This window comes from Bradyrhizobium sp. BWC-3-1 (genome assembly GCF_032917965.1).
Lineage (GTDB): Bacteria > Pseudomonadota > Alphaproteobacteria > Rhizobiales > Xanthobacteraceae > Bradyrhizobium > Bradyrhizobium canariense_D.
In genome coordinates, this window is record NZ_CP136625.1 from 1 (window position 1) to 25,648 (window position 25,648).

General features: G+C 65.5%; 17 protein-coding genes and 2 pseudogenes. 15 read left to right on the forward strand and 4 right to left on the reverse strand.

The window, feature by feature from the left end:
* The 11 genes and pseudogenes from dnaA to RX329_RS00055 all read left to right on the forward strand — a co-directional run bounded on the left by dnaA (window position 1) and on the right by RX329_RS00055 (window position 14,889).
* A complete protein-coding gene (gene dnaA, locus RX329_RS00005) occupies window positions 1-1,413 on the forward strand; it encodes a chromosomal replication initiator protein DnaA (RefSeq protein WP_026233035.1) in 1,413 nt (470 codons plus the stop codon).
* A 380-nt stretch (window positions 1,414-1,793) separates the two neighbouring features.
* Window positions 1,794-2,912, forward strand: coding sequence for a DNA polymerase III subunit beta (dnaN, locus tag RX329_RS00010; protein WP_007598262.1), 1,119 nt, complete (start codon window positions 1,794-1,796; stop codon window positions 2,910-2,912).
* Between the two features lie 210 nt (window positions 2,913-3,122).
* Window positions 3,123-3,487, forward strand: a pseudogene (locus RX329_RS00015) (endonuclease domain-containing protein).
* A gap of 89 nt (window positions 3,488-3,576) precedes the next feature.
* Window positions 3,577-4,713 carry a DNA replication/repair protein RecF gene (gene recF / locus RX329_RS00020; protein ID WP_085361994.1) on the forward strand — a complete coding sequence of 379 codons (1,137 nt, stop codon included), beginning with the start codon at window positions 3,577-3,579 and terminating at the stop codon, window positions 4,711-4,713.
* 120 nt (window positions 4,714-4,833) lie between these two features.
* Complete coding sequence (locus RX329_RS00025) at window positions 4,834-5,577, forward strand: hypothetical protein (RefSeq protein WP_085385545.1); 744 nt, start codon at window positions 4,834-4,836, stop codon at window positions 5,575-5,577.
* 125 nt (window positions 5,578-5,702) lie between these two features.
* The gene (locus tag RX329_RS00030) at window positions 5,703-7,871 is read left to right on the forward strand and encodes a hypothetical protein (RefSeq protein WP_085385546.1); all 2,169 of its coding nucleotides are present in this window, start codon (window positions 5,703-5,705) and stop codon (window positions 7,869-7,871) included.
* 279 nt (window positions 7,872-8,150) lie between these two features.
* Complete coding sequence (gyrB, locus tag RX329_RS00035; RefSeq protein WP_018455834.1) at window positions 8,151-10,586, forward strand: DNA topoisomerase (ATP-hydrolyzing) subunit B; 2,436 nt, start codon at window positions 8,151-8,153, stop codon at window positions 10,584-10,586.
* A gap of 227 nt (window positions 10,587-10,813) precedes the next feature.
* Window positions 10,814-12,109 (forward strand): UDP-N-acetylglucosamine 1-carboxyvinyltransferase, encoded by a 1,296-nt coding sequence (murA, locus tag RX329_RS00040; RefSeq protein ID WP_018455833.1) that lies wholly within the window; start codon window positions 10,814-10,816, stop codon window positions 12,107-12,109.
* A 252-nt stretch (window positions 12,110-12,361) separates the two neighbouring features.
* Entirely contained in the window at window positions 12,362-13,756 is a 1,395-nt protein-coding gene (locus RX329_RS00045; RefSeq protein ID WP_085361995.1) for an MATE family efflux transporter, read from the forward strand.
* Window positions 13,753-14,241, forward strand: coding sequence for a DUF2867 domain-containing protein (locus RX329_RS00050; RefSeq protein WP_085361996.1), 489 nt, complete (start codon window positions 13,753-13,755; stop codon window positions 14,239-14,241). Before RX329_RS00045 ends, RX329_RS00050 begins: the two co-directional genes overlap by 4 nt.
* Window positions 14,238-14,889, forward strand: a pseudogene (locus RX329_RS00055) (2-hydroxychromene-2-carboxylate isomerase). The gene RX329_RS00050 and the pseudogene RX329_RS00055 overlap by 4 nt, the downstream one beginning before the upstream one ends.
* Window position 14,890: 1 nt before the next feature.
* On the opposite strand, the gene RX329_RS00060 reads toward RX329_RS00055, so the two are convergent.
* Window positions 14,891-16,006: an FUSC family protein gene (locus tag RX329_RS00060; RefSeq protein ID WP_085361997.1), complete on the reverse strand. Its 1,116-nt coding sequence runs from the start codon at window positions 16,004-16,006 to the stop codon at window positions 14,891-14,893.
* A 118-nt stretch (window positions 16,007-16,124) separates the two neighbouring features.
* On the opposite strand from RX329_RS00060, the gene RX329_RS00065 reads away from it, so the two are divergent.
* A complete protein-coding gene (locus RX329_RS00065) occupies window positions 16,125-17,492 on the forward strand; it encodes an MmgE/PrpD family protein (protein WP_018455828.1) in 1,368 nt (455 codons plus the stop codon).
* A gap of 6 nt (window positions 17,493-17,498) precedes the next feature.
* On the opposite strand, the gene RX329_RS00070 is transcribed toward RX329_RS00065, so the two are convergent.
* Together RX329_RS00070 and RX329_RS00075 are read right to left on the reverse strand one after the other, a co-directional pair.
* Window positions 17,499-18,926, reverse strand: a complete 1,428-nt coding sequence (locus tag RX329_RS00070; protein WP_085361998.1) for a serine hydrolase domain-containing protein — start codon at window positions 18,924-18,926, stop codon at window positions 17,499-17,501.
* A gap of 145 nt (window positions 18,927-19,071) precedes the next feature.
* Window positions 19,072-20,130: an AraC family transcriptional regulator gene (locus tag RX329_RS00075; RefSeq protein ID WP_085361999.1), complete on the reverse strand. Its 1,059-nt coding sequence runs from the start codon at window positions 20,128-20,130 to the stop codon at window positions 19,072-19,074.
* A gap of 258 nt (window positions 20,131-20,388) precedes the next feature.
* On the opposite strand from RX329_RS00075, the gene RX329_RS00080 reads away from it, so the two are divergent.
* From RX329_RS00080 to RX329_RS00090, 3 genes are all read left to right on the forward strand, one after another.
* The gene (locus tag RX329_RS00080; protein ID WP_085362000.1) at window positions 20,389-21,306 is read left to right on the forward strand and encodes a pirin family protein; all 918 of its coding nucleotides are present in this window, start codon (window positions 20,389-20,391) and stop codon (window positions 21,304-21,306) included.
* A gap of 77 nt (window positions 21,307-21,383) precedes the next feature.
* Window positions 21,384-22,298: a phosphoribosylaminoimidazolesuccinocarboxamide synthase gene (locus tag RX329_RS00085; RefSeq protein WP_018455824.1), complete on the forward strand. Its 915-nt coding sequence runs from the start codon at window positions 21,384-21,386 to the stop codon at window positions 22,296-22,298.
* Window positions 22,299-22,558: 260 nt separating this feature from the next.
* Window positions 22,559-24,775, forward strand: a complete 2,217-nt coding sequence (locus RX329_RS00090) for an SLC26A/SulP transporter family protein (RefSeq protein ID WP_085362001.1) — start codon at window positions 22,559-22,561, stop codon at window positions 24,773-24,775.
* Here RX329_RS00090 and RX329_RS00095 read toward each other — a convergent pair.
* Complete coding sequence (locus tag RX329_RS00095; RefSeq protein WP_085349865.1) at window positions 24,765-25,598, reverse strand: alpha/beta fold hydrolase; 834 nt, start codon at window positions 25,596-25,598, stop codon at window positions 24,765-24,767. The two genes, RX329_RS00090 and RX329_RS00095, sit on opposite strands and share 11 nt — an antisense overlap.
* Window positions 25,599-25,648: the final 50 nt, after the last annotated feature.

Consider the following 25,648-nt stretch of genomic DNA (forward strand, 5'->3'; position numbering starts at 1 on the left):
ATGACAACCCCGGAACAGGATCGCTGGTCACGCGTGAAGAGTCGGCTGCGCTCGAACGTAGGCGAGGACGTCTATACGAGCTGGTTCGCGCGCATGGATCTGGAAGGCGTCCAGGACGAGAGCGTGCGTCTGTCGGTGCCAACCCGCTTCCTGAAGAGCTGGATCCAGGCCCATTATGCCGAGCGCGTGCTGTCGTGCTGGCAGGCCGAGATGCCGGAAGTGCATCGCATCGATCTCACCGTGCGCTCGGCCGTGCGCCCCGTGGTGCAGCAGAAGGAAGCGCCCGCGCCGGTCGAAACGCGCCGCTCGCCTGCGCCGGAGCTGCGCTCGACCGCGACCGCGCCGGTCTCGGCCAATCATGATGCACTCGGCGGCTCGCCGCTCGATCCGCGCCTGACGTTTGCGAGCTTCGTCGTCGGCCGTTCCAACACGCTGGCGCATGCGGCTGCGCGTCAGGTCGCCGAGGGTCGTCGCGGCGATCCCGTCATGTTCAATCCGCTCTACATCCATGCGGGTGTCGGCCTCGGCAAGACGCATCTCTTGCAGGCGGTGACCTGGGCCGGCAATTCCGGCAACGAGCGCAAGGTGCTTTATCTCACCGCCGAGAAATTCATGTACGGCTTCGTCGCCGCGCTGAAGACGCAGACGGCGCTCGCCTTCAAGGAAGCGTTGCGCGGCATCGACGTGCTCGTGATCGACGATCTCCAGTTCCTGCAGGGCAAGTCGACCCAGGCCGAGTTCTGCCACACGCTGAACGCGCTGATCGATGCCGGCCGCCAGGTCGTGATCGCGGCCGACCGTCCGCCGTCCGACCTCGAAAGCCTCGACGACCGCGTGCGCTCGCGGCTGGCCGGCGGCCTCGTGGTCGAGATGGCCTCGCTCGGCGAGGAGCTGCGGCACGGTATTCTCAAGTCGCGCGTCGCAGCCGCCCGCGCTCATCATGCGACCTTCGAGGTGCCGGAGGAGGTGCTGACCTATCTGGCCCGCGCCATCACCCATAACGGCCGGGATCTCGAAGGCGCGATCAACCGCCTGCTCGCGCATTCGAAGCTCAACAATCGGCCGGTGACGCTGGAGATGGCGGAGCACGAGGTGCGCGACCTGATCCGGCCGCAGGAACCGAAGCGGATCAAGATCGAGGACATCCAGCGCGTGGTGGCACGGCAGTATAATGTCAGCCGCTCCGATCTCCTGTCCTCGCGCCGGACCGCCAACGTGGTCCGTCCGCGCCAGGTGGCGATGTATCTCGCCAAGACGCTGACCTTGCGATCGCTTCCCGAGATCGGCCGCCGCTTCGGTGGGCGCGACCACACCACGGTGCTGCACGCCGTGCGCAAGATCGAGGCCCTGGTTTCCAAGGACACGGCGCTGTCGGACGAGGTCGAATCGCTCAAGCGCCAGCTTCAGGAATAAACGCCTATTTGCTTCTGCGCGGGTGCGACCACATCCAAGCTGCATCGGAGGTCGTCATGCCCGGGCCTGTCCCGGGCATCCACGTTCTTAGGACCGCGAACCCAGACGTGGATGGCCGGGACAAGCCCGGCCATGACGGGCGCAGAGACGTCCCTGGCCGGCGAGGCGTTCAGCGCGTTGCGGAAACATAGGTAAATCGTGGGGAACTGCCCGCAATCCCTTGAATCCGGGGGCCATCCGCGCCACCTTGCGCGACCCTGACGGCTTTGGTCATATCGGCTGGATGATCCGGCTTTCCGGGGTCTTCGGTGCCGTGGCGCGCGTCCCGCCGCCCGGCTTTTCCAGATTTGTGTTTCCTTGGGGATCGGGCGAGTAGTGCAATGAAGGTTACGGTCGAACGCGCGCAACTCCTGAAGTCGCTGGGCCACGTCCACCGCGTGGTCGAACGCCGCAACACGATTCCGATCCTCGGCAACGTGCTTGTTAGGGCCGAGAACGCGAAATTGTCGCTGAAGGCGACCGACCTCGACCTCGAGGTCACCGAAACGCTCGCGGCGGAAACCGCGACCGCGGGCTCGACCACCGTGCCGGCGCACATGTTCTACGACATCGTGCGCAAGCTGCCGGACGGTTCGCAGATCGTGCTCGAAGCCGACGGCGACCGCGCCGTGCTGGCGATCCGTGCCGGGCGCTCCCGCTTCACGCTGCAGACCCTGCCGGAAAACGATTTCCCGGATCTCGCCGCCGGCGACATGTCGCATTCGTTCAGCCTCGCCGCCAAGGACGTCAAGCGGCTGATCGATCGCACCCAGTTCGCGATCTCCACGGAGGAGACCCGCTATTATCTCAACGGCATCTATCTGCATGCCGCGGGCTCCGCCAAAGCCGCCACCCTGCGCGGCGTCGCCACCGACGGCCACCGCCTCGCCCAGCTCGACCTAGTGCAGCCCAAGGGCGCCGAGGGCATGCCCGGCGTGATCGTGCCGCGCAAGACGGTGGGCGAGGTGCAGCGCCTGATCGAGGACAACGAGGCCGAGGTCACGATCGAGCTGTCGCAGGCCAAGATCCGCTTCACCATCGGCAATGTAGTGCTGACCTCGAAGCTGATCGACGGCACCTTCCCCGATTACGGCCGCGTGATCCCGCAGGGCAACGACAAGGAACTCGTCGTCGACAAGAAGGATTTCGAGAACGCGGTCGATCGCGTCTCGACGATTTCCAGCGAGCGCGGGCGCGCCGTGAAACTCTCGCTGTCGCCGGGCAAGCTGGTGCTGTCGGTGACCAATCCGGATTCCGGCAGCGCGACCGAAGAGCTCGAAGTCGAATACGCCTCCGACGCCCTCGATATCGGCTTCAACTCCCGCTATCTGCTCGACATCGCCGCCCAGATCGAAGGCGACGTCGCAACGCTCCGGCTCGCCGACCCGGGCTCACCGACCCTGGTGCAAGACCGCGACGACAAGAGCGCGCTCTACGTGCTGATGCCGATGCGGGTGTGAGGGACGTGGTCCTCCTCTCGCGACACCTTTTATGCGGAGACAACCCCTCACCCGGCCTCGCTGCGCGAAGCCCCCCTCTCCCACAAGGGGAGAGGGTGAAGCTACAGCTTCGCCTGCCGAAACAAGCGCAATGCACGTTGCTGCGCCCTCTCCCCTTGTGGGAGAGGGCATCTCCACGGGCGGATACATACTCAGTCGGGTGAGGGGTTCGTGCCGCAGGAACCATCCCATCGGCCAGTCTCCAAACGTCTTCGCCAATTCGCGAAGAATATGCGGCACGAACCGGCGGATGCGGAAGCGGCAATGTGGCGCCTGCTCAGGCACCGGCAACTCTCCGCTTTCAAGTTTCGCCGGCAGGTCCCGTTCAACACCTACATTCTCGACTTCGTCTGCTTTGAGAAGCGCCTGGTGATCGAGATCGACGGCGGTCAGCACGGAGAATCACGACGCGATGCAGCGCGTGACGCAGCTCTCTCGCCGAAGGCTTTGTCATCGCGCGCTACTGGAACAACGACGTGCTCCAGCGACCCACTTCTGTATTGGAGGACATCCTTGCAAAGCTCGCCGAGCGGTAAGATACCCCTCACCCGTCGCCTCACTTTGTGAGGCGCCACCCTCTCCCACAAGGGGAGAGGGGAAGAATCGCGGCCACGACAAAGATCTGATGACCCCCTCCCGCATTCATCGCCTGACGCTGACGCATTTTCGTAATTACCGGGCGGCGGGGCTCGAGACGGCGGCCGACATGGTGGTCCTGGTCGGGCCGAACGGAGCGGGCAAGACCAATTGCATCGAGGCGATCTCGTTCCTGTCGCCGGGACGCGGCCTGCGGCGCGCGACGCTGGACGACGTCGCCGACAACCAGGGCGACGGCTCCTGGGCGGTGTCGGCACAGGTCGAGGGCGCGCTGGGCCTTGCCACGCTCGGCACCGGCATCGATCCGCCGCGCGCAGATAGCCCGGTGAGCCGGCGCTGCCGCATCGACCGCGAACCGGTCAATTCGGCGGCGGCGTTCGGCGACCACATCCGCATGGTATGGCTAACGCCGGCGATGGACGGGCTGTTCATGGGAGCGGCGTCCGAGCGGCGGCGCTTCTTCGACCGCCTGGTGCTCGCCATCGACAGCGACCATTCCAGCCGCATCTCCGCGCTCGAACGTTCGCTGCGTTCGCGCAACCGACTGCTCGAGACGCGCAATTACGACGACCATTGGTGTGACGCGATCGAGCGTGAGACCGCGGAGCTTGCGGTCGCGGTCGCCGCAACGCGCGGCCAGACCGCGGCGCGTCTGACCGGCATGCTGAACGCTCGCGCGCAGGCCTCCGCCTTCCCTTCGGCGCAGATCGCGCTCGACGGCTGGATGGAGAACGCGCTGCTGACGGAGACCGCGACGTCGGTCGAGGACCGCTACCGCCAGATCCTGCGCGACAACCGTCCGCGTGACGCCATCGCCGGCCGTACCACGGATGGTCCGCATCTCACCGATCTGCAGGTGATCTACGCGCCGAAGAGCATGCCGGCGCGCGATGCCTCGACCGGCGAGCAGAAGGCGTTGCTGATCGGGCTGGTGCTGGCGCATGCGAGCCTGGTCGCCGAGATGACCGGCATCGTGCCGCTGCTGCTGCTCGACGAGGTCGTCGCGCATCTGGATCCCGGCAGGCGCGCGGCGCTGTTCGACGAGCTGCGCAAGCTCGGCGCGCAGGTGTGGTTGACCGGCGCAGACCCTGCCGCCTTCGCCGAGATCGGCGCCGGGGGCGAGATCTTTGACGTCGAAAGCGGACAGGTATCGGCCCGGCGCTAGTCGCCGCCGTTGAACCGGCCCCATTTCTGCCGCGACTAGTTGCCGGAGGCCGCGCCGACGGCGTCGCAGCCGTTTTGCAATCGCGCAATGACATGCCGCGCGAGACCCCTGGAGAGTGAGATGCGGACGGCAAGGTCCGGGGCGCAAGCTCCGGCACGATGGCGGGCGTTTGCGTGCGGCCTCGTCCTGCTCGCGATCTGCATGCTCGCTGCAAGCGCCGGCGCCGGGATGCCGCATCTCGCGGCGCTGTTTTCCGCCGATCTCACGCCGGATCCCGATGCCAGGCTGCTCGCACCGACCCGCTACAGCTTTCGAGGAATCCACACCACCCTGATGCGGGGCGTCGAAGCGCCGCTTCGGGTCAAGCTCGAAGCCACCGTGCCCGCCGAACTCGGCGACGTCCTAGCCTTCTACCGCAGGGAGCTCGGAAAGCTCGGGTGGCAGGAGCAGCACGATGGCGCCGTCGTCTCCGCCGATCACGTCCAGCTCGCGTTCGCATCTCCGCTCGGTCCGGCGATGCTGGAGCTCGGCCGCAAGGGCAGCAGCACCTTGGTTCATCTCGTGCAGAAGAACTCGGATACTGCAACCCGGGCGAACGTCATGCCCGAGCCGGGCCAGGCGAAGCTGGTGTTCAGCAACATCGGCGAGACGGAAGCCGTGCTCGGGATCAACGCGCAGATCATCAAGCGCTCCGCCGGCGCTAACGCCGTCTCGCTGGATCTGGCGCCCGGCAGATATTCCTACGAACTGGGCGTGCCCGGCCGTCCGGCCCACAGCAACATCCTCACCGTCGCGGCCGGCGACGCCTGGGAGCTCACCGTCGGGCGCGACGGCGAGGCATGGTCGCCGCTCCAGCTGTATTGAGCCGTCCGAATCTTTGAACCTGCCCGGTTCCTGCCGCGACTTCTGGTCTGAGGCCCCGCCGACGGTGTCGCAGCCGTTGCAATCGCGCGCGCCCAAGCGCCGCGCGGCATCCTGGAGACGTAACGATGGCGATGATCCCGCGCGGGGTGCAAGTCCCGGCACGATGGCAGCTGCTTGCATGCGGTCTCTTCCTGATGGCGAGCTGCTCGATCGCGGCCGGCGCCGACGAGGGCATCGTCGACGTCCACGCGCTGCCCCAGCTCGAAGGTGCGGTGGAAGACATTTCGCGCCCCGATCCCTATAGCGTCGAATATCGCGTACCGATGCGGCAGGCCGTGACGCTGCCCGCGGTCCAAAAGCTCCTGCGCGACAACGGATGGGTGCCCTATGTGATGCCGCTTGAGGAGAAAAGCAGCCTGCTGAAGTTCAGGAAGGGACGACAGGGCCTTTCCGTTCATTTCACGCAGGCGCTCGGCCGGCCAGACCAGTCCGTGGTTTACTACACCACCGACCGGATCTACGGGAACGTGCCATTTCCGGAAGGCGCAAGTGACATCGTGTTCGACGGGACCCGGCCCTATCTCGGCTGCATCGCGCCGACGCCGCTCGATGCAACGTCGGATTTCTACAGCAGCCAGATGGCTGCGATCGGCTGGCAGAAGCTCACGCCGGAAACCGCCGCACGCTGGACCACCAGCCTGAATGAAACCGTTCCCAACGGCCTGCGCGCGTTCTACGCGCATGCCGATAGCAAGGAGACCGGCTTCTATCAGCAGAAGCCCGTGATGCTGACGCTGACGCGCCGCGACGATGGCCGCACCAATGTCGATATCCGGGTCGCCCCCTTCGCGCTGCCGAGCGAGCTCAAAGCCGATAGCGATCTGGCCGGCCTGCCGCGGCCGAGCCCGACCAAGACGGCCAGGGGGCTCGGCGGCGCGAGCGACAACAAGCGCGAAATGTCGGCCGCCGCGATGGCCGAGCTGCCGGCCGTGCTCGCCTTCTATCACCGCGAGTTCGCCGCGCGCGGCTGGCAGGAGGACGGCAGCGCGCAGCTCGCACCCGGTGACGAGGTCGCGATCAAGATCTCTTCGGCGGAGGAAACCGGCGTGCTGCGGCTTGGCCGCAAATATGATTTCACCATGGTCAGCCTGACCGCGCAGGTGAAGGACTCCGCGCTTGCCGCCCGTGCCAAGGCGAAGAAAGAGGCGGACGACAAGTTCCTTGGGGATGCGTTAGGTGCGGCCAAGCAGCTCATCACCGCCGACGAAGCCAGGCGCAAGGTGCAGGCGGCCGCATTGTCCGACGCGCCGCTCAACGCGCAGGCCGACAGCAAGATTCCGGTGCCGCTGCCTGAAAACGCCGAGGGTGTGAAGTTCGAGAGCGACGAGGGCAGGCTCGAGTTCTCCTCGACCTCGAGCGTGAAGGCGCTCACTGCGTTCTATCGCGCATCGCTCAAGCCAGCGGGCTGGAAAGAGCAGCCCTCCGTCATCAATCAGCCCAACATGGCGGTGATGGAGTTCGCAAAGAGCGGCAAGTCGATCTCGATGACCGTGATGCAGATGGGACCGAAGGTGAACGTTAGCGCCAACGGCTCCGGTCTGGTCGTCGCCGCGGCGAAGCCCGTCGAGGCCAAATCGACCCAAGCCAAGGCGGTCCAGACCAAATCGAAGGAGCCGCTCACGCCCGATCCCGATTCGGCCCTGCCGGTGCCGACGCAGCACAGCTCGACCGGCATCAGCTCCACGAAATTTCCCGGCAGCGACCAGTCGTTCCGGACCGAGCTCGAAGCCAGCATCCCCGCCGACCTTGGCGAGGTCCTCGCCTTCTATCGCGCGGAGCTGACCAATCGGGGCTGGCAAGAGAAGGCCGACGGCGCGATCGTGACGGCCGAGCGGGCGGAGCTCGCGTTCACCTCGCCGCAGGGGCCGGCCGTGCTGAAGCTTGGCCGCGCCCGAGACGAGACCACGGTCAGCCTGATGCAGCGAAATCCGCAGGCCGCGGCCAAGGCCGACATCATGCCGAAGGCCGGACAGGCCAGGCTGATGCTCGGCAATATGGGGCCGAAAGAAGCATCGCTGACGATCAACAATCAGACCGTAAAGATCGCGGCCGGCGCCGGCGGTCCGCAATCGCCGAAAGGCCCGATGCTCGATCTGCCGCCAGGCAAGTACCAGTACGCGCTGCGTCTGCCGGGACGCCCCACTCGCACCGAGATTCTCACAGTGGCCGCCGGCGATGCCTGGGGCCTCCTGGTGGGGCCAAACGGAGATGTGCTGCCGCTTCAGATGTATTGAGCTGCAAGGCCGTTCCGGGGCGTTCCAGGCGCCTCGGAACGCCCTCGTCCCCGCAAAATCCACGCCTTCCACGGCCCGAAACGGCTTCCCGAATCGCGCTTTTTCCAAGCCGCCGAATCGGGCTTCGAAGGCCTTGAAAATCGGCCAAAAAATTCTATTTAATCAAAGACTTGCCGGGGGATACTTTGCGCTAGGCGCAATCCGTCTTTCGTGGCACAAATAGCCCGCATATCAGCGCCTTTTGCGCCGCTGATTCGGGCGACATCTCGAAGGCCTCTCATGACAGAACCTGCTCGGCAGACGCCTGCCGAAAACGAACCCTCAAATCCGAGCGATTACGGGGCGGAATCGATCCGCGTGCTCAAGGGTCTCGACGCCGTCCGCAAGCGTCCCGGCATGTATATCGGCGACACCGATGACGGCTCGGGCCTGCATCACATGGTGTACGAGGTCGTGGATAACGCGATCGACGAGGCGCTCGCGGGCCACGCCACGCGCGTGGACGTGATCCTCAACGCCGACAATTCCGTCACCGTGCGCGACGACGGCCGCGGCATTCCCGTCGACATCCACAAGGGCGAAGGCATCTCGGCAGCCGAGGTCATCATGACCCAGCTCCATGCCGGCGGTAAGTTCGACCAGAATTCCTACAAGGTTTCCGGCGGTCTGCACGGCGTCGGCGTCTCCGTGGTCAACGCGCTGTCGAGCAAGCTCGGCTTGCGCATCTGGCGCGACAACAAGGAACACTACATCGAATTCGCCCATGGCGATGCGGTCGCGCCGCTCAAGGTGGTCGGCGACGCGCCCGGCAGGCGCGGCACTGAGGTGACGTTCCAGGCTTCGACGGAAACCTTCAAGAACATCGAGTATGATTTCGCCACGCTGGAGCACCGGCTGCGCGAGCTCGCCTTCCTCAATTCCGGCGTCAACATCGCCCTCTCCGACATGCGTCACGCGGTCGAGAAGCGCGAGGAGATGCACTATTCCGGCGGCGTCGAGGAATTCGTCAAATATCTCGACCGCAACAAGAAGGCGATCGTGCCGGCGCCGATCATGGTGCGCGCGGAATCCAACGGCATCGGTGTCGAGGCCGCGTTGTGGTGGAACGACAGCTACCACGAGAACGTGCTGTGCTTCACCAACAACATCCCGCAGCGCGACGGCGGCACCCATCTCGCCGGCTTCCGCGGCGCGCTGACGCGCCAGGTCAACGGCTATGCCGAGGCCAACGCGAAAAAGGAAAAGATCGCGCTCACCGGCGACGACTGCCGCGAAGGCCTCACTGCGGTGCTGTCGGTGAAGGTGCCGGACCCCAAATTCTCGTCGCAGACCAAGGACAAGCTGGTGTCCTCGGAAGTGCGCCCCGTGGTCGAGAACGTGCTCAACGAGGCGCTGCAGGCCTGGTTCGAGGAGCACCCTTCCGAAGCCAAGATGATCGTCGGCAAGGTGATCCAGGCGGCGGCTGCCCGCGAAGCGGCGCGAAAGGCGCGCGAGCTGACGCGCAAGAGCCCGCTCTCGGTCTCTTCGCTGCCCGGCAAGCTCGCCGACTGCCAGGAGAAGGACCCGGCGAAATCCGAGCTCTTCATCGTCGAGGGTGACTCGGCAGGCGGCAGCGCCAAGCAGGGCCGCAACCGCGAATTCCAGGCTGTACTGCCGCTGCGTGGCAAGATCCTCAATGTCGAACGCGTGCGTCCCGACAAGATGCTGCACAGCGAGCAGATCGGCACGCTGATCACCGCGCTCGGCACCGGCATCAGCGACGAATTCTCGATCGAGAAGCTGCGCTATCACAAGATCATCGTGATGACGGACGCCGACGTCGACGGCGCCCACATCCGCACGCTGCTGCTCACTTTCTTCTACCGGCAGATGCGCGAGATCATCGACGGCGGCTATCTCTATATCGCCCAGCCGCCGCTCTATAAGGTCAACCGTGGCAAGTCCGAGCAATATCTGAAGGACGAGCGGGCGCTGGAAGATTATTTGATCGATACCGGGCTGGACGATTGCGTCTATATTCCCGGCACCGGCGGCGATCGCACCGGCCGCGACCTGCGCTCGCTGGTCGATGACGCCCGCGCGGTCCGCGGCGTCCTGCGCAGCCTGCACACCCGCTACAATCGCAAGGTGATCGAGCAGGCCGCCATCACCGGCGTGCTCAACAAGGCGATCTACGGCGATCCGGAGAAAGCCGCCGCGGCAGCCCAATACATCGCCGCCCGCCTCGACACGCTCGCCGACGAGGTCGAGCGCGGCTGGATCGGTCAATACGTTGAAGGCCATGGTTTCCAGTTCGAGCGCACCGTGCGCGGCGTCAAGGACGTCGCCCTCATCGATGACGCGTTCCTGGGCTCGGTCGAAGCCCGCAAGCTCGACGAGTACACGGTCAAGCTTCAGGACGTTTACGCCCGCCCCGGCAAGCTGCGGCGCAAGGACACCGAGCACATGGTCTACGGCCCGGTCGATCTGTTCGAAGCCGTCACCGACGCCGGCCGCAAGGGCGTCTCGCTGCAGCGCTACAAAGGGCTGGGCGAGATGAATCCGGAGCAGCTCTGGCAGACCACGCTGGACGTCAATGCGCGATCACTGCTCCAGGTGAAGGTCAAGGAGGTCGACGAGGCCGACGACATCTTCACCAAGCTGATGGGCGACGTGGTCGAGCCGCGCCGCGACTTCATCCAGGAACATTCGCTGAGCGCGACGATCGATATCTGAGATCGGATGGCTTGGACGGTCGTCATGCCCGGACTTGTCCCGGGCATCTACGTTCTCCGTGCATCTGGCAAAGGCGTGGATGGCCGGGACAAGCCCGGCCATGACGTAGAGACACGGCTGAACCTCCCCCGCCCTCGCGACAAGTGCAGAATTGCTCCCGCGCTCAATTCTCGGTAGTTTCCGCCTCGAAAACCCGCCCCCCACTCAACACGACAGCGAGAGACCCCGTGGCGCCCATCCAGTACATTGTCGAGGGCGGTCACCGGCTCTCGGGCTCGATCGAGCCTTCCGGCAACAAGAATGCGGCCCTGCCGATCATCGCGGCAGCCCTGCTCACCGAGCATCCGGTGACGCTGGAGAACGTGCCGCGGATCCGCGACACCGAGACGCTGGTCGAGCTGATCCGCTCGGTCGGCGCGGCGGCGGAATGGACCGCCCGCAACACGCTTCATATTCACGCCAAGAGCATCCGCGCCGCCGATCTCGATCCGGACTTGTGCGTTCGCATCCGCGCCTCGATCCTGCTCGCCGGCCCCCTGCTCGCCCGCTGCGGCGAAGTGATGCTGCCGCCGCCCGGCGGCGACGTCATCGGCCGCCGAAGGCTCGACACGCATGTGCTCGCACTCGAGCAGTTGGGAGCCAAGGTCACCGCGACCGACCGGCTCGAATTCCGCGCTTCGAAACTGACCGGCGCCGACGTGTTCCTGGACGAGCCCAGCGTGACCGCGACCGAGAACGCGCTGGTCGCAGCCGTCGCCGCCCAAGGCACCACCTATTTGCGCAACGCCGCGTCCGAGCCGCATGTGCAGGACCTCGCCAACTTCCTGGTCGCGCTCGGCGCAGGGATCGAGGGCATCGGCACCAACACCATGATCGTGCACGGTCCGGCGACGCTGGGCGGCGCGACCTACCGGATCCAGCCCGACCATATCGAGGTCGGCTCGCTGATCGGACTCGCGGCCGTGACGCGGTCGCCGCTTCGCATCGTGCGCGCGGGCGTCGAGCATCTGCGCTCGATCCGCATGGGATTCGAACGGCTCGGCATCGTCTGCCGCATCGAGGGCGACGATCTCATCGTGCCCTCAAACCAGACGCTGAAGATCCAGGACGATTTTGGCGGCCATGTGCCGAAGCTGGAAGACCAGCCCTGGCCGGCCTTCCCGGCCGATCTGATGTCGATCGCGATCGTCACCGCCACGCAATGCGAGGGCGTGATCCTGATGTTCGAGAAGATGTTCGAATCGCGGATGTTCTTCGTCGACAAGCTGATCGCGATGGGCGCGCGTATCGTGCTCTGTGACCCCCATCGCGCCATCATCGCCGGCCCCAGCCGCCTGCGCGGTGCATCGATGATCTCGCCCGACATTCGCGCCGGCATGGCCATGCTGCTCGCGGCCGTCTGCGCCGAGGGCACCTCCACGATCAACAACGCCGACCAGATCGAGCGCGGCTACGAGCGCATCGACGAGCGCCTCAACGCGCTCGGCGCGAAGATCAGGCGCGTGCCTGAACGGAAGGGCTGAGAGTTTCTTCCTTCTCCCCTTGTGGGAGAAGGTGGCGTAGGCGGCCTTCGGCCGCCGTTTTTGAGAACGCCGAAGCTTCGCATCGGCTATAGCGCCGGATGAGGGGTTGCTTCAGCGAGTCTTGAGGGCCGTACGCGGAGAGATCCCCCTCACCCGTCTCGCCGCTGCTGCGGCGAGCCACCCTCTCCCGCAAGGGGAGAGGGAGAAGACCAAGCCATGTTTTCGTCGCCCGGCTGTGCTATTGACCCGGCCATGCTCGACACCGTCCAGCCTCGTTCGCAGCCGCAAGCCGGCGTGCCGCCAAATCCTCTCGCCGACGAATTCGTCGCGACGCTGCGGCTGGCCGTGCCGATGATGCTGACACAGCTCGGGCAGATCGCGATGATCACGACCGATCTCGCGCTGATCGGGCGGCTCGGCGAGAGCGCGGTCGCAGCAGCAGCGCTGGCGCACACGGTCTATTTCGTCAGCTTCACCTTCGGGCTCGGATTGATGGCGGCGGTGTCGCCGCTGGTCGCGCAAGCCTTCGGCGCCGGCGATGTCAGGCGCATCCGCCGCTCTCTGCGCGTCGGCTTGTGGGTCGCGTTGCTGATCTCGCTGCCGATGATGGCCTCGCCGCTCTATGGCGAGCACATCCTGGTCGCACTCGGTCAGGCGCCGCACTCGGCCGCGCTCGCCCAGCGCTATCTGAATGGGCTGGCCTGGGGCATCGCGCCGGCGCTCGGGTTCATCGCGCTGCGCAGCATGATGAGCGCGGTGAACCGGCCGCAGGCCCCGCTATGGATCACGCTCGCGGCGATCCCCGTCAATGCCGCGCTGGTCTACGCCCTGATCCACGGCCTGTTCGGCCTGCCGGAGCTCGGTCTGTTCGGCGCAGGGCTTGCGACCACCATCGTCAATCTCGGCACGTTCGGCGCCACGCTCGCCATTGCGGGACTGCGCAAGCCGTTCGCGGATTATCGTCCGCTTGCCAATCTCTGGCGGATCGACTGGCCCCTGATGCGCAAGCTCATCGCGATCGGCGCCCCGATCTCGTTCTCGCTGCTGCTGGAATATGGCCTGTTCTCTTCGGCGGCGCTGCTGATGGGGTTGATCTCGACCACGGCGCTTGCGGCGCATCAGATCGCCCTCCAGGTCACCGCCGTGCTGTTCATGGTCCCGCTCGGCATCGGCATGGCGGCCACGGTGCGGGTCGGCCACGCCTTCGGCCGCGGCGACCCGGCTGCGGTGAGGCGCGCAGGTCTCGTCGCAGCCGTGATCGGGATCGCGTTCGTCTCGGCCCTCACCGTCGCAATCATTCTCGGCCGCTATGAGCTCGGACGGCTGTTCTTCGGCAGCGGCGAGGCGAGCATGGCGACCGTCGAGCTGACTGCAACGCTGCTGCTGGTCGGCGCGACCTTCTTCATCGCCGATGCCATCCAGACCATCATGGGCGGCGCACTGCGCGGCATCAATGACACCAGAATGACGTTGGTATTCGCCGCGATCGGCTACTGGTGCGTGGGCTTTCCCATCGCCTGGTTGCTCGCTTTTCACGCTGATTTCGGCGCGGTCGGTGTCTGGATCGGACTGTCGATCGGATCGTTCGTCTATGCCGGACTTCTGATCTTGCGCTTCCGGATGCTGACGCGCAAACTGGCGGGATGAACGGGACCGTCCGCGAAGTCATCCCCGATGTCGACGCCGGCACGCTGCTGGCCGGTGCGCAATTCATCGACGCCTTTCGCGTGGAGATCGGCACAGCACCGGTGAATGCCCGCGAGGCCTGCACCAGGATGGTGTTGCACGGACCGCGCTGGATCGGTGCACTGACACGCCTGCGCAACATCCTCGTGAGGCCCTTTGGATTGAAGACATCGGGTGAAGGCGCACCAGCGCCGGGCGGCCTGATCGGCTTGTTTCCGGTGCTGAGCGAAACGCCGGAGCAGCTGGTCGCCGGCTTCAATGATTATCATCTCGACTTCCGCATCGTGGTCGATGTCGCCGGCGAAGCGGTGCTGCGCCACGTCACCCTGACCACGCTGGTGCGGACCAACAATCGGCTGGGCCGCGCCTATCTCGCGTTCATCACGCCCTTCCACAAGCTCGTCGCCCGCAGCATGATGGGGCGGCTCGCGGAGCCGGCCCGATGACGCTCTCCGTCGACCTCTACTACTCCTTTCGCAGCCCGTTCAGCTATCTGGCGCTGCCAAAAACGCTCAAGCTCGTCGAAACCTACGATCTGGCGGTGAATTTGCGGCCGGTCTATCCGCTCGCAGTCCGTGTGCCCGGGTATTTTCAAGAAGGCCAGCCCGAACTTCATTCGCTATGTGGTGCTCGACAGCACGCGCGTGGCGCAGCACGAAGGCATTCCGTTCCGCTTTCCCAGGCCCGATCCGATCGTGCAGGACAAGGTGACGTTCGACGTCGCGGCCGAGCAGCCCTACATCCACCGCCTGACCCGGCTTGGTGCCATGGCGCAGCTCGAGGGACGCTCGCTCGCATTCACCGATGCAATTGCCCGCGTGCTGTGGGACGGCTCGGTGTCGGGCTGGAACGAAGGCGATCATCTCTGGCGCGGCGCCGAAAAGGCCGGCTTCGATCTCGCCGCGATGGATGCCGCAATCACCGCGGACCCTGATCGCTACGAGCAGGTGATCACGGAGAACGAGAAGGACCACGCCGCCTCCGGCCATTGGGGCGTGCCGACCTTCGTGTTCGACAACGAGCCGTTCTTCGGCCAGGACCGCATCGATTTGCTGGTCTGGCGCATGCAAGGCAAGGGCCTGATGCGGCGCTAGCTCACTCGGCCAAGCGCGCTGACTTGTCCGACGAGGCTTCCGACCACTCGCCGACGACGCGATCGAGATCGCAGAGATTCTGGTGCATCTGCTCCAGCGAGAAGCCGATCGCGAAGAAGCGCTCGGCGGTGTCGCTCGGCTGGCCGCGGATCAGGCCGTCCTGGCGAACGGCGGCAACCGCCTCGGCGTAATGCTGGAGCGCGACGTGCACGGGATGAATCGGCGGCGCGCCGGCACCAGCCCGCAACGCTTCGGCCGCCGAGCGCAGAAAGCGCACGATCGCCGCACTGACCTCCGCCAGCGGCGCGGCGAGCCGCAGCTGCACCTCGGCCGGCAACGGCACCACGGTCGAGCGGCCGATCATCACGACGTCGTGGCGCAGCCGTAGGATCGTTCGCAGCAAGGGACCGGTGTCGGGCCCGCTTGACAGGCGCGCGGCCCGCTCGCGCTCGGCTTCGGCACCGATCGCATTCATGCCCACCATCGCGGTGCCGATGCCGTCCTGGATCCGGTGCAGCGCATCGTTGTCGCGGCCGCGCGTGAGACCCGCGAGCAGCTCGGTGAAGGCGTCCGCGATCAGCTCGAGCAGCCTTGCCGCGCTGGCGCGGATCTGGCGCACCGCGCGCGAGGGCAGCACCAGGAACGAGACCAGCAATCCCGTGATTGCGCCGACCCCGACCTCGCTGACCCGATCGATTGCCGATGTCATGGGATCGGAATGATGCATCGTCGGAACCAGCAGCACGATGATGGCGGTGACCGTCGCTGCATTGAGGCTCGGGTTGATCGCGGCGACGAAGGCGAGTGGCGCGACCGCCAGCACCAGCAGCCCCAACAGGCCGGCCTCGGTCGAATAAGGGATCAGGATCGCGATGGCGCCCCCATAGATGGCGCCGCCGATGGTGCCGAGCACGTAATCGCGCGTCGCCTTCAGCGAGCGCCCGACGCTCAACTGGGTCACGATCAGCGAGGTCAGCACCGCCCAGAGCGGCAGCAGCAGATGCAGCGCGGTGGCGATCGCGTAGGCCGCGGTGGCCGCGACCGTGACCCGGATCGCCAGGCCCAGTTGCGTTCGCCGCGCCCGGACCCGGTCGAACACATCTTTTGGAAGTCCCATCGTGGAATATCCCGATCCTCTTGGAGCCTGCCAAAAGCATAGCTGATGCCCGCAGCCCATGGCCGCTTGAAAGGCCAAATCAGCCCGCCTAACTTGCGCGCCAAAACGAGGAAACACGATGGCCCACGAAACCGCAACGCTCGCTGCCTATGTCTTCAATCTGAAATACGGGGATATTCCGGCGGAAGTGCTGGATCGCGCAAAGGTGCTGACGCTGGACTTCCTCGGCAGCGCCATCCGCGCCCGCAGCGAAGCGGAATCGACCCCCTCGATCCTGAAGATGCTGGAGGCGCTCGCGCTCGACACCAGGGGCGAATCCACCGTGTTCGGCGACAGCAAGACCTGGACGCCGGCGGTCGCGGCGCTGCTCAACGGCGCGCTCGGCCATTCCCTCGACTTCGACGACACCCATGCGGACTCCTCGCTGCACCCGAGCGCGCCGGTCGTTCCGGCCGCCTTCGCCATCGGCGAGATGGTCGGCGCGTCGGGCCGCGACGTGCTGACCGCGATCGTTGCGGGCTATGAGGTCTGCTGCCGGCTCGGCAACGCGCTCGACCCGACCTCGCATTATGCGCGCGGCTTCCATCCGACCGCCACCGCTGGCACCTATGGCGCAGCAGCGGCCGCCGGAAAACTGTTCGGCCTGTCCGAGCAACAGCTCATCGCCGCCTTCGGCGTCGCCGGCAGCCAGGCCGCGGGCTCGCTGCAATTCCTGGTCAATGGCGCCTGGAACAAGCGCTACCAGGTCGGAGCCGCCGCGATGAATGGCGTGATCGCCGCGACGCTGGCGCGCAACGACTTCGTCGGGGCGACGGAATCCGTGGAGGGCAAACATGGCCTGCTCGCCGGCTACACCGACGATGCGCATCCCGACAAGGCGGTCGCCGAGCTCGGCAAGACCTACGAGACCATGAAGATCGGCGTCAAACCGTATCCGAGCTGCCGCTACACTCACGCCGCGATCGACGCGCTGATCGCAATGCGGCGCGAGCACAATCTGACGCCCGATCAGGTCAAGCGGGTCGAAATCGGCCTGCATCGCAACGGCATCACGCTCACCGGCGACGCCGCGACCAAGCGCCACCCGACCTCGATCGTCGGCGGCCAGTTCTCGATGTTCTTCACCGGCGCGCTCGCGCTCGACCAGGGCTCATTTGGCTGGGACGACTACAATCGTCTTGGCGACGCCGCCATCGACGCACTCGCCGACAAGTTCGACGTAGTGCAGGACGATCGCCTCGAAATCGGCCGCACCCACCCCTTTGGCGCGCGCGTGAGTATCACGACGGACGACGGCGTGCATGAGCGGCTCTACGCCGATCCCTCGGGAGAGCCGACCTCGTTCCCGGATGCACAGGCGATGCAGCAAAAATTCTTGACGCTGGCACGCCCGGTGCTGAATGCGCGCGCGGAGAAATTCGCGGACGCGATCATGACGCTGGAGCGGTTCGATCGCGTGGCAAAGGCGACGGAGCTGGGAAGGTAAAGCACCTCAATCCATCCCCGCCACCTTCCCTTTAGCGCGCGTTGCCGCAATCACATCCCGCACCAGATCAAACACACCGTCCGCTTCTGGCGGTGAGTTCGGCGAACGGCCGAGCCGCACTATCACGAGTCGTTCCGACGGAATCACGATTGTATACTGCCCGATCGTGCCCTTGGCGAAGAAGGCATCGCGCGGCCAGCCGTGATCGACGCGAAAGGTCGCGCCAAAGCTGTCGCCCTGGTTGGTCCAGAATCCGGCGCCGATACCGACCCAGGCATTGGGCGTCGCCGACGCCGAGTAATTCACCCAGCCCTCGGGCAGGATGCGCCGGCCGCCGGCGACGCCGTCGTCGAGATAGAGCTGGCCGAAACGCGCCCAGTCGCGCGCGGATGCGAGCATCTCGCTCGACCCCTCGATCGTGCCGGCGCCGTCGAGCTGGAGCGTGACGTGTCGCATGCCGAGCGGCGCGAACAATTCGCGGCGCGCGAAGGCAAGCGCATCGGCGGGATTGCCGCCGGCGGCGTTGCGGATCAGATGCGCGAGCATGATGGTGTTGCCATCGTGATAATTCCACACGGTGCCCGGCGCGGTCGCAAGCGGCATGCTCGCTGCATAGGCGGCCATGTCGGCCTCCACGAATTTCATGCGATTGACCGGCTCGAACGCGGAGCCAAGCGAGGCCTGAAGCGAGCTGCCGAGCGCCAGGCCCGCGGTGTGGCGCAGCAATTGATCGACGGTGATGGCGTGACGCGGATCGTCCGGATTTGTCCAGGCGGCGACCGGTGCGGGCCCGTCGAGCTTCAGTCGGCCCTGGCGCACGAGGATCCCGGTGAGAGCCGAGATCACGGACTTGGTCATGGAGAAGCCGAGCAGCGGCGTCTCCGGTCCGATGCCGTCCGCATAGCGCTCCGCGATGATGCGGCCCGACTTCATGACGACGATTGCGCGGGTGCGGCGGAATGGCGGCGATGGCGGCTCGGCGAAGGCGCGATCGAGCGCGGCTGACAGTTCCGGGCTTTGCGGCGATACGACCGCGGGCCCGGCGATCTCGGGCAGCAACGCCGGCTGCCTGTCATCAGGCGGCAGCCTGACGTCGGCGATCTCAGCACCGTGCTCGAGTGTGCAGCCGAGGCCCTCGCGATAGACGGCATGGCTGCGACCGATGCCGAACAGCGTCACCGTGACGTCCTTGCGCGCGCGATCGACCTGATAGTCCATCGCCCAGGTGAGCAGACCGGCGCCCGGCATCGCATCGGCGGTCTCGGTCAGGTTGCGCCTGATATCGAGGCCCGAGACAAACGTCTCCGAGCAGAGCACGTCGGCGATGAAGCCGGTGGCGACCTTGGGCAGGTCATGGGCGCGAACCGCGCCGAGCGCGAGGCCGGCAAAGGCGACGGTGGTGATGAGAAGGACGATCTTGCGGCGGCGGGTCACGGGCTTGCTCCGGCTTGAGGCGCGTGCCGGAGACGAAGCGGCATTCACGCGATGCCCGCTCGCCGGATTTGGAAAACGGCAGAGCCGAAAGCAGCGAGACGCTCGCCGATTCCAAAATAACCTAGATGTTTCAGTGCACTAAAGGTTAGACAGCATTCACCTTGAGCCGACGATATTCCGTCGGCGTCACGCCGGTCACGGCCTTGAAGGCGCGGTTGAAGGGACCGAGCGACTGGAAGCCGGAGTCCATCGCGATGGTGATGACCGGGACCTCGGCCTGGGCGGGATCGGCCAGCGCGGCCTTGGCCTCCTCGATCCGGTGGCTGTTCAGGAACACATTGAAATTGCGGTAGCCGAGCCCCTGGTTGATCAGCCGGCGCAGCCGGTATTCGGGAATTTTCAGCCGGCCCGCCAGCACGCCGATGCTGATGTTCTCCTGCCGATAGATCCGCTCGTCCGCCATTAGCCGCATCAGGGCGTCGATGAGCTTTTGGTCGGCGGCATCCTCGCCGACAGGCTGGCTCGCCGCGATCGCGGGCGCAGCCTCCGCAGCAGCTGGAAACAGGTCGGCGCCATCGACGCGCATCATCGCATAGGCGATGGCCGTGACGATGCTGGCAAGCACGCCGGTATTGACGGTATTGGCGACGTCGCCGACGTCGCTGCCGGCGAGGATCTGGAGCAGCGCGTTCAATCCGCCATAGAGCGCGGCAGCACAGACAATGAAGATACGGACGCGGCGGCGGCGCTCGACCAGATCGGCTGACCATGAGGCGATCGTCTGCACGATCGCGAGCGCAATGAAGCCGAGCACGATCAGGTTCACCGCGGTGACGGCGACCCGGACATGTCCGCCGGGTGCGATCCAGAGACAGCTGACGAAGCTGAAGGCTGCCACCAACGCCCAGGTCAATCCGTGCCACCGGCGCAGGCGAAACTCATCGTCGAACAGCGCGCGCGTGAACAGCCAGAACACCACGATATTGCCGGTCGACAACGCGATCAGCGGCGCATGCCATGCCGGTACCAGCGATGATGTTCCGACAGAATAGCTCACAGCATGCGCGGCCGAGCCGAGCGCAAAGGCCGCACCGAGCCGGGCTGCCAGCACATTGCGGAAATCCGAGAGTAATGACGCTGCCAACACCAGCAGCAGCGCCACGGCGGCGGCGCGAAAGGCGAGCTCGGCTGCGGCTGGGGTCATCGGGTGTTGCGATGGGTCGCGGTTGACATCAGCCGAACATCCTTCGTCAGGCGTATGTTTTCAAGCACCATCCGCACCACAGCTGTCATCGTCCGGCTTGACCGGACGATCCAGTACTCCGAGACGGCCATGATTGAACGGATAGGCCGCCGCGTACTGGATGCCCCGCCTTCGCGGGGCATAACAGCGGGCTTAGCCGCGACGCTGGCGCGGAATCCTGCTAGTATCGAGCCCAAGCAATTTAGACGGAGTTTTACCATGAGCTGGCAACCCTCGAACGATCCCGTGCTCGGCGATCCCATGTCCTGCGATGCGCTCGATCTCGTCATCGTGCCGCGCACGCGCGATCTCGGCGACGGCTTCGCGGTGCGGCGCGCGTTGCCGCACGGCAAGCGGCAGATGGTCGGGCCCTTCATCTTCTTCGACCATTTCGGGCCGGTGCAGTTCGTCTCCGGCAAGGGCATGGACGTGCGGCCGCACCCGCATATCGGGCTTGCCACGGTCACCTATCTGTTCGACGGCGCGATCATGCATCGCGACAGTGAGGGCAACATCCAGGAGATCCAGCCTGGCGCGATGAATTTGATGACGGCCGGCCGCGGCATCGCGCATTCCGAGCGCACGCCGGATGTGCAGCGCGCCTCGGGGCAGAAGATGCTGGGCCTGCAAAGCTGGATCGCGCTGCCGGCCGGATCGGAAGAGATCGCCCCGTCGTTCCAGCACTACGGCGCGGGTGACCTGCCGATGGTCACCGAGCGCGACTTCACCGCAAAGGTGATCGCGGGCTCGTCCTTCGGCATCACCTCACCTGTTTCGATGGTGTCGCCGTGGTTCTATACCGAGGTCACGGCGGCCGCGGGCGCGGTCGTGCCGCTCGACCCTGATCATGAGGAGCGCGCCATTTACGTGGTCGACGGCGAGGTCGAGATCGCGAACGAGCGCTACGAAGGGCCGCGACTGCTGATCTTCCGCCCGGGCGACCGCATCACGGTGAAGGCGCTCAAGGCCACGCGGATGATGTTTCTGGGCGGCGACGCCCTGGAGGGCCCGCGCCACATCTGGTGGAATTTCGTCTCCTCCAGCAAGGAGCGGATCGAGCAGGCCAAGCGGGACTGGAAAACCGGCCGCTTCGCCGCAGTTCCGCAGGAACATGAGTTCATTCCGCTGCCGGAATAGGCTAATCCGGCTTCCGGTCGCGCGATCAGGCGCGGCCGGATGTCCCGTCGCAAGACCTTGCCCCGAAAGTTCTGCCGATGACCACCATGCTCTCCAGCGACCTGCCCCTGCCCAAGATCGGGCGCGGCAAGGTGCGCGATATCTACGCCGTCGACGACGACCGCCTGCTGCTCGTCACCACGGACCGCATCAGCGCCTTCGATGTCGTGATGGGCGAGACCATCCCGATGAAGGGCGCGGTACTGACGCAAATCAGCGCCTTCTGGTTCAACGAGCTCGAAGGCGTGGTGCCGCATCACATGATCAGCGCCGACACCGACGAGATCATCGCCGCCGTGCCGGCCTTGAAGCCGCATCGCGCCGAGATTCTCGGCCGCGCCATGCTGTGCCGCCGGACCACGGTGTTTCCGATCGAATGCGTGATCCGCGGTTATCTCTCGGGCTCGGCCTGGAAGGAATATGCAGCAAGCGGAACGCTGGCCGGCGAGAAGCTGAAGGCGGGCCTGGTCGAGAGCGAGAAGCTGGAGCCCTCGATCTTCAGCCCGGCGACCAAGGCCGAGACCGGCCATGACGAGAACATTACCATCGCAAAAATGCGCGAGGTCGTCGGCGACGAGACGGCCTACACGCTCGAGAGCATGACGCGCGCGATCTACACGCTCGGCGAGGAGCTCGCCCGCGAACAGGGCATTATCATCGCCGACACCAAGTTCGAATTCGGCCGCGACAAGGACGGCCGCATCATCCTGATCGACGAAGTCATGACGCCGGATAGTTCGCGCTTCTGGGCCGTCGATGCCTACAAACCCGGCCAGCCGCAGGCGAGCTTCGACAAGCAGCCCTTGCGCGACTATCTCGATGTCGAGCGCCGCGCCGGCCGCTGGAACGGCGACGCCCCGCCGCCGCCTTTGCCCGCAAGCGTGGTGGACGCGACCAGCAAGCGGTATCTGGAAGCATATCGCCGCGTGACGGGAAGCGAACTCAAGATCTAGTGCAGGCCTTAGCGTCGTCCTGGACCAGCGAACGAAGTGAGCGCCGATCCAGGACCCATTACACCGGGCGCGGTTTGGCGAAGACTGTGGCCGTCACCTCGCGCCACGACTCCTCCCTGGGATAATGGGTCCTGGCTTTCGCCAGGACGACACCGAATGGCGGGCGCTTCGGTTTCTTCCATCCGGCTTGCAAGAATCTTGTTGCGCTAAGTCTCCAGTCGTCTACCTCTCGGAGGGGAATACTCAGCGAGTGGCACGGCGTGACAGATCCAGCGATTGGCTTCACTCCGTCGACCGGGCTCAATCCGGCCCTCAAGCGCGCGCTGAACGATATATTGGGCGGGAGCGCCGCCAGCGTCCTGACCGTCACGTTCGGACTGTCCTACGCGCTGCTGATCTTCGCGGGGCCGTTGTCGCCCTACCTGTCCTACGGCATCACGGCCACTTTCGTCAGCTCCGCGGTGCTTGCGGCCGTCGTCGAGCTCGGCAGCTCGCTGCCCTTCGCGATTGCAGCCCCCGACAGCTCGACCGCCGCGGTGACGGGTATCCTGGCGGCCTCGGTGGTCGAACGCATCGAGACGGCGAACCTGTCGACGCCGTTGCTGTCCCCGATCCTGATCACGCTCGGCCTGTCGACGATGCTGACAGGATTGGTGCTGTGTGGACTGGGCCTGACGCGGCTTGGCCGCGCCATCCGTTACGTGCCTTATCCGGTGGTCGGCGGCTTCCTCGGCGCCACCGGACTTCTCATCGTCATGGGTGCGGTCCGGGTGATCACCGACCATCCGCTGCAGTTCACGACGCTGTCGCACTTCGCCGACCGCACCATCCTGCTGGAGCTCGGTGCCGCCTGCGCGATGGCGCTGGTGCTGTATCTCACCTGGCACCGCTCGCGCAGCCCGTTCGGACTGCCGATCATCCTGGTCGGCGGCGTGCTCACCGCGCATCTGGCGTTCTGGATCACCGGCGTTTCCTTCGATGAGGCGCGCACATTGGGCTGGACCTTTCAGCCACCGCCGCAAGCGGTCTTCATGCTGCCCTGGCATACCGACGATCTCGCCCGCTATCCCTGGTTTGCCATACCGGACCTGCTTGGCAATGTCGTCGCCGTCATCTTCGTCACGGCCTCCAGCACGCTGTTCAACACCACCGGCATCGAGGTGGCCACGCGTCGCGAAGCCAATCTGGAGTGTGAGCTGAACGTCACCGGCGCCGCCAACATCCTGACCGGCATGCTGGGCGGCTACCCCGGTTGCAGCTCGACCAGCCGCTCGATGCTCAATTTCGGCAGCGGCGGCCGCGGGCGACTGTCCGGCCTCACCGCCGCAGCGCTGTCGCTGCTGGTGCTTGCCGTCGCACCCGAGCTGCTCGGCTTCATCCCCAAATGCGTGCTCGGCGGCCTGTTGCTCTATCTCGGCGCCGACCAGTTGCACAAATGGATCATCGAGTCGCGCAAGCGGCTGTCGAAGCTCGAATATCTCTCGCTGATCGCCATCATCGCGATCATCGTGGCCTGGGGTTTCGTTCCGGGCATCCTGATCGGCGTCATCATCGGCTGCGCGACGTTTGCGTTCAGCGCCGCGCGGGTCGAGTCGATCAAATACAGTTTCGACGGCTCGGAGTACCGCTCCTCGCTCGACCGCTCGCGCGACGACCAGGACGTGCTGCTTGCCCACGGGGGCAAGATCCAGGGCCTCAATCTCCAGAGCTATCTCTTCTTCGGCTCCGCCAACCGGCTCTACCAGCACGTCAAGCAGCTGCTGCAGGAACGCCCCGAGTGCCGCTATCTGCTGTTTGACTTCAAGCTCGTCACCGGCGTGGATTCATCGGCTGCCTATAGTTTCGCCCAGATCAAGCGCAGCGCCGGCGATCTCGGAGTCGAGCTGATCCTGGTGCATCTGTCGGCTGCGGCCGAGAAGGTGCTGCGCTCCAGCGACTTCGTCGGCGAGGGCGTCACCATCATCCCCAAGCTCGATCGCGCGCTGGAATGGTGCGAGAACGAGCTCATCTCGCAGCATCAGGAGCTGGCGCAGGAAGAAGCCAGCCTGCGTGACTGGTTCACGCGAATGCTCGGCAGCGAAGACGGCGCCGACGAGCTGATCCGCCGCTGCCAGCGCATCGAGGTCGAAGCCGGCGAGGTCATCGTGCAGGCCGGCGCCCCCGCCGATTCCATGCATTTCATCCTCGACGGCCGCGTCGGCATCATGATCCCGGCCGATCACGACCGCACCACACGCGTGCGCAGCCTCGGCCGTTACACCACGATCGGCGAGATGGGGCTGGTGTCACAGACACCGCGCAGCGCGACCATCCAGGCCGAGGTCGACAGCGTGCTCTACGTGCTGAATACGCACCAGTTCGACGCCATCAAGACCGAGGATCCAGCGCTCAGCCACAAGCTGCTGACCTATTTCGTGTCGGTCATGGCGGAGCGGCTGACCTTTGCGAACCGCACGATCGCGGTGCTCAGGCGGTAGCCCTCGCATCCAGAAACGTTCTGCAATGTGCTACGAACAAATCCGGGTATTGGAAAGGTGCGCCGTGTCCGGAGTCGGGATACAGGATGAGCTGCGCATCACTCATCGCCTTGAACATGTTGTAGGCGTTGATGCTCGGGAACATTGAATCGTCGCTGCCGTGAACAATCAAGGTGGGCTGCGCGATTGCGCGGAGGATGGACGCCTCGTCCTTGCGGGCACACCAGGTGATGATCGCCTTCGCCTGAGGTTCGCTCACACTGTCTCCGCTTTCGGGATCCCGGTCCTGTGCGCGCGCAGTCGCTCGCGCGATAAAGCCCCTACCGGCGCGCTGGCTGGCCTCGGAGGGCGTAAAGAACAGCGGCAGCCTGACATCGGCAGCCCCACGGGCAAAGGCGTCGTTGACGACGGCCATCAGATGCTCCTCGCCGCCGCGCGGCGCCGCTCCCGCCACGATCATCTTGCGGACGAGCCCCGTCCCCCGGGCAGCGAGCACCTGAGCGATCATGCCACCGAGCGAGAAGCCGAGAAGATCGACCTCACCGAGATCGAGCGCCCTGATGAAAGTTTCGGCATCCGCCGCCATCTGCTCGACGTTGTCCGGCGTCGCGCCGGAGCTCGTGCCGACGCCCGCATTGTTAAAAACGATGACCGGCCTGGTTTCCGCGAGCCGGTTCACCACGGCCGGATCCCAGGAATCCATGTTGCCTGTGAAATGCTGAAGCAGGACCAGTGGCATACCCTTTGCCGGGTCGAGGCGCCTGAAGGCAAAGCGCATACCGCCGGCCTCGATCAATTCCGTTCGCGCCGTTTCAAGGGACATGCCTTTTCCTTTTTCTTGAAGTGCACGGATGGCTGCTGGCACGACGGCGA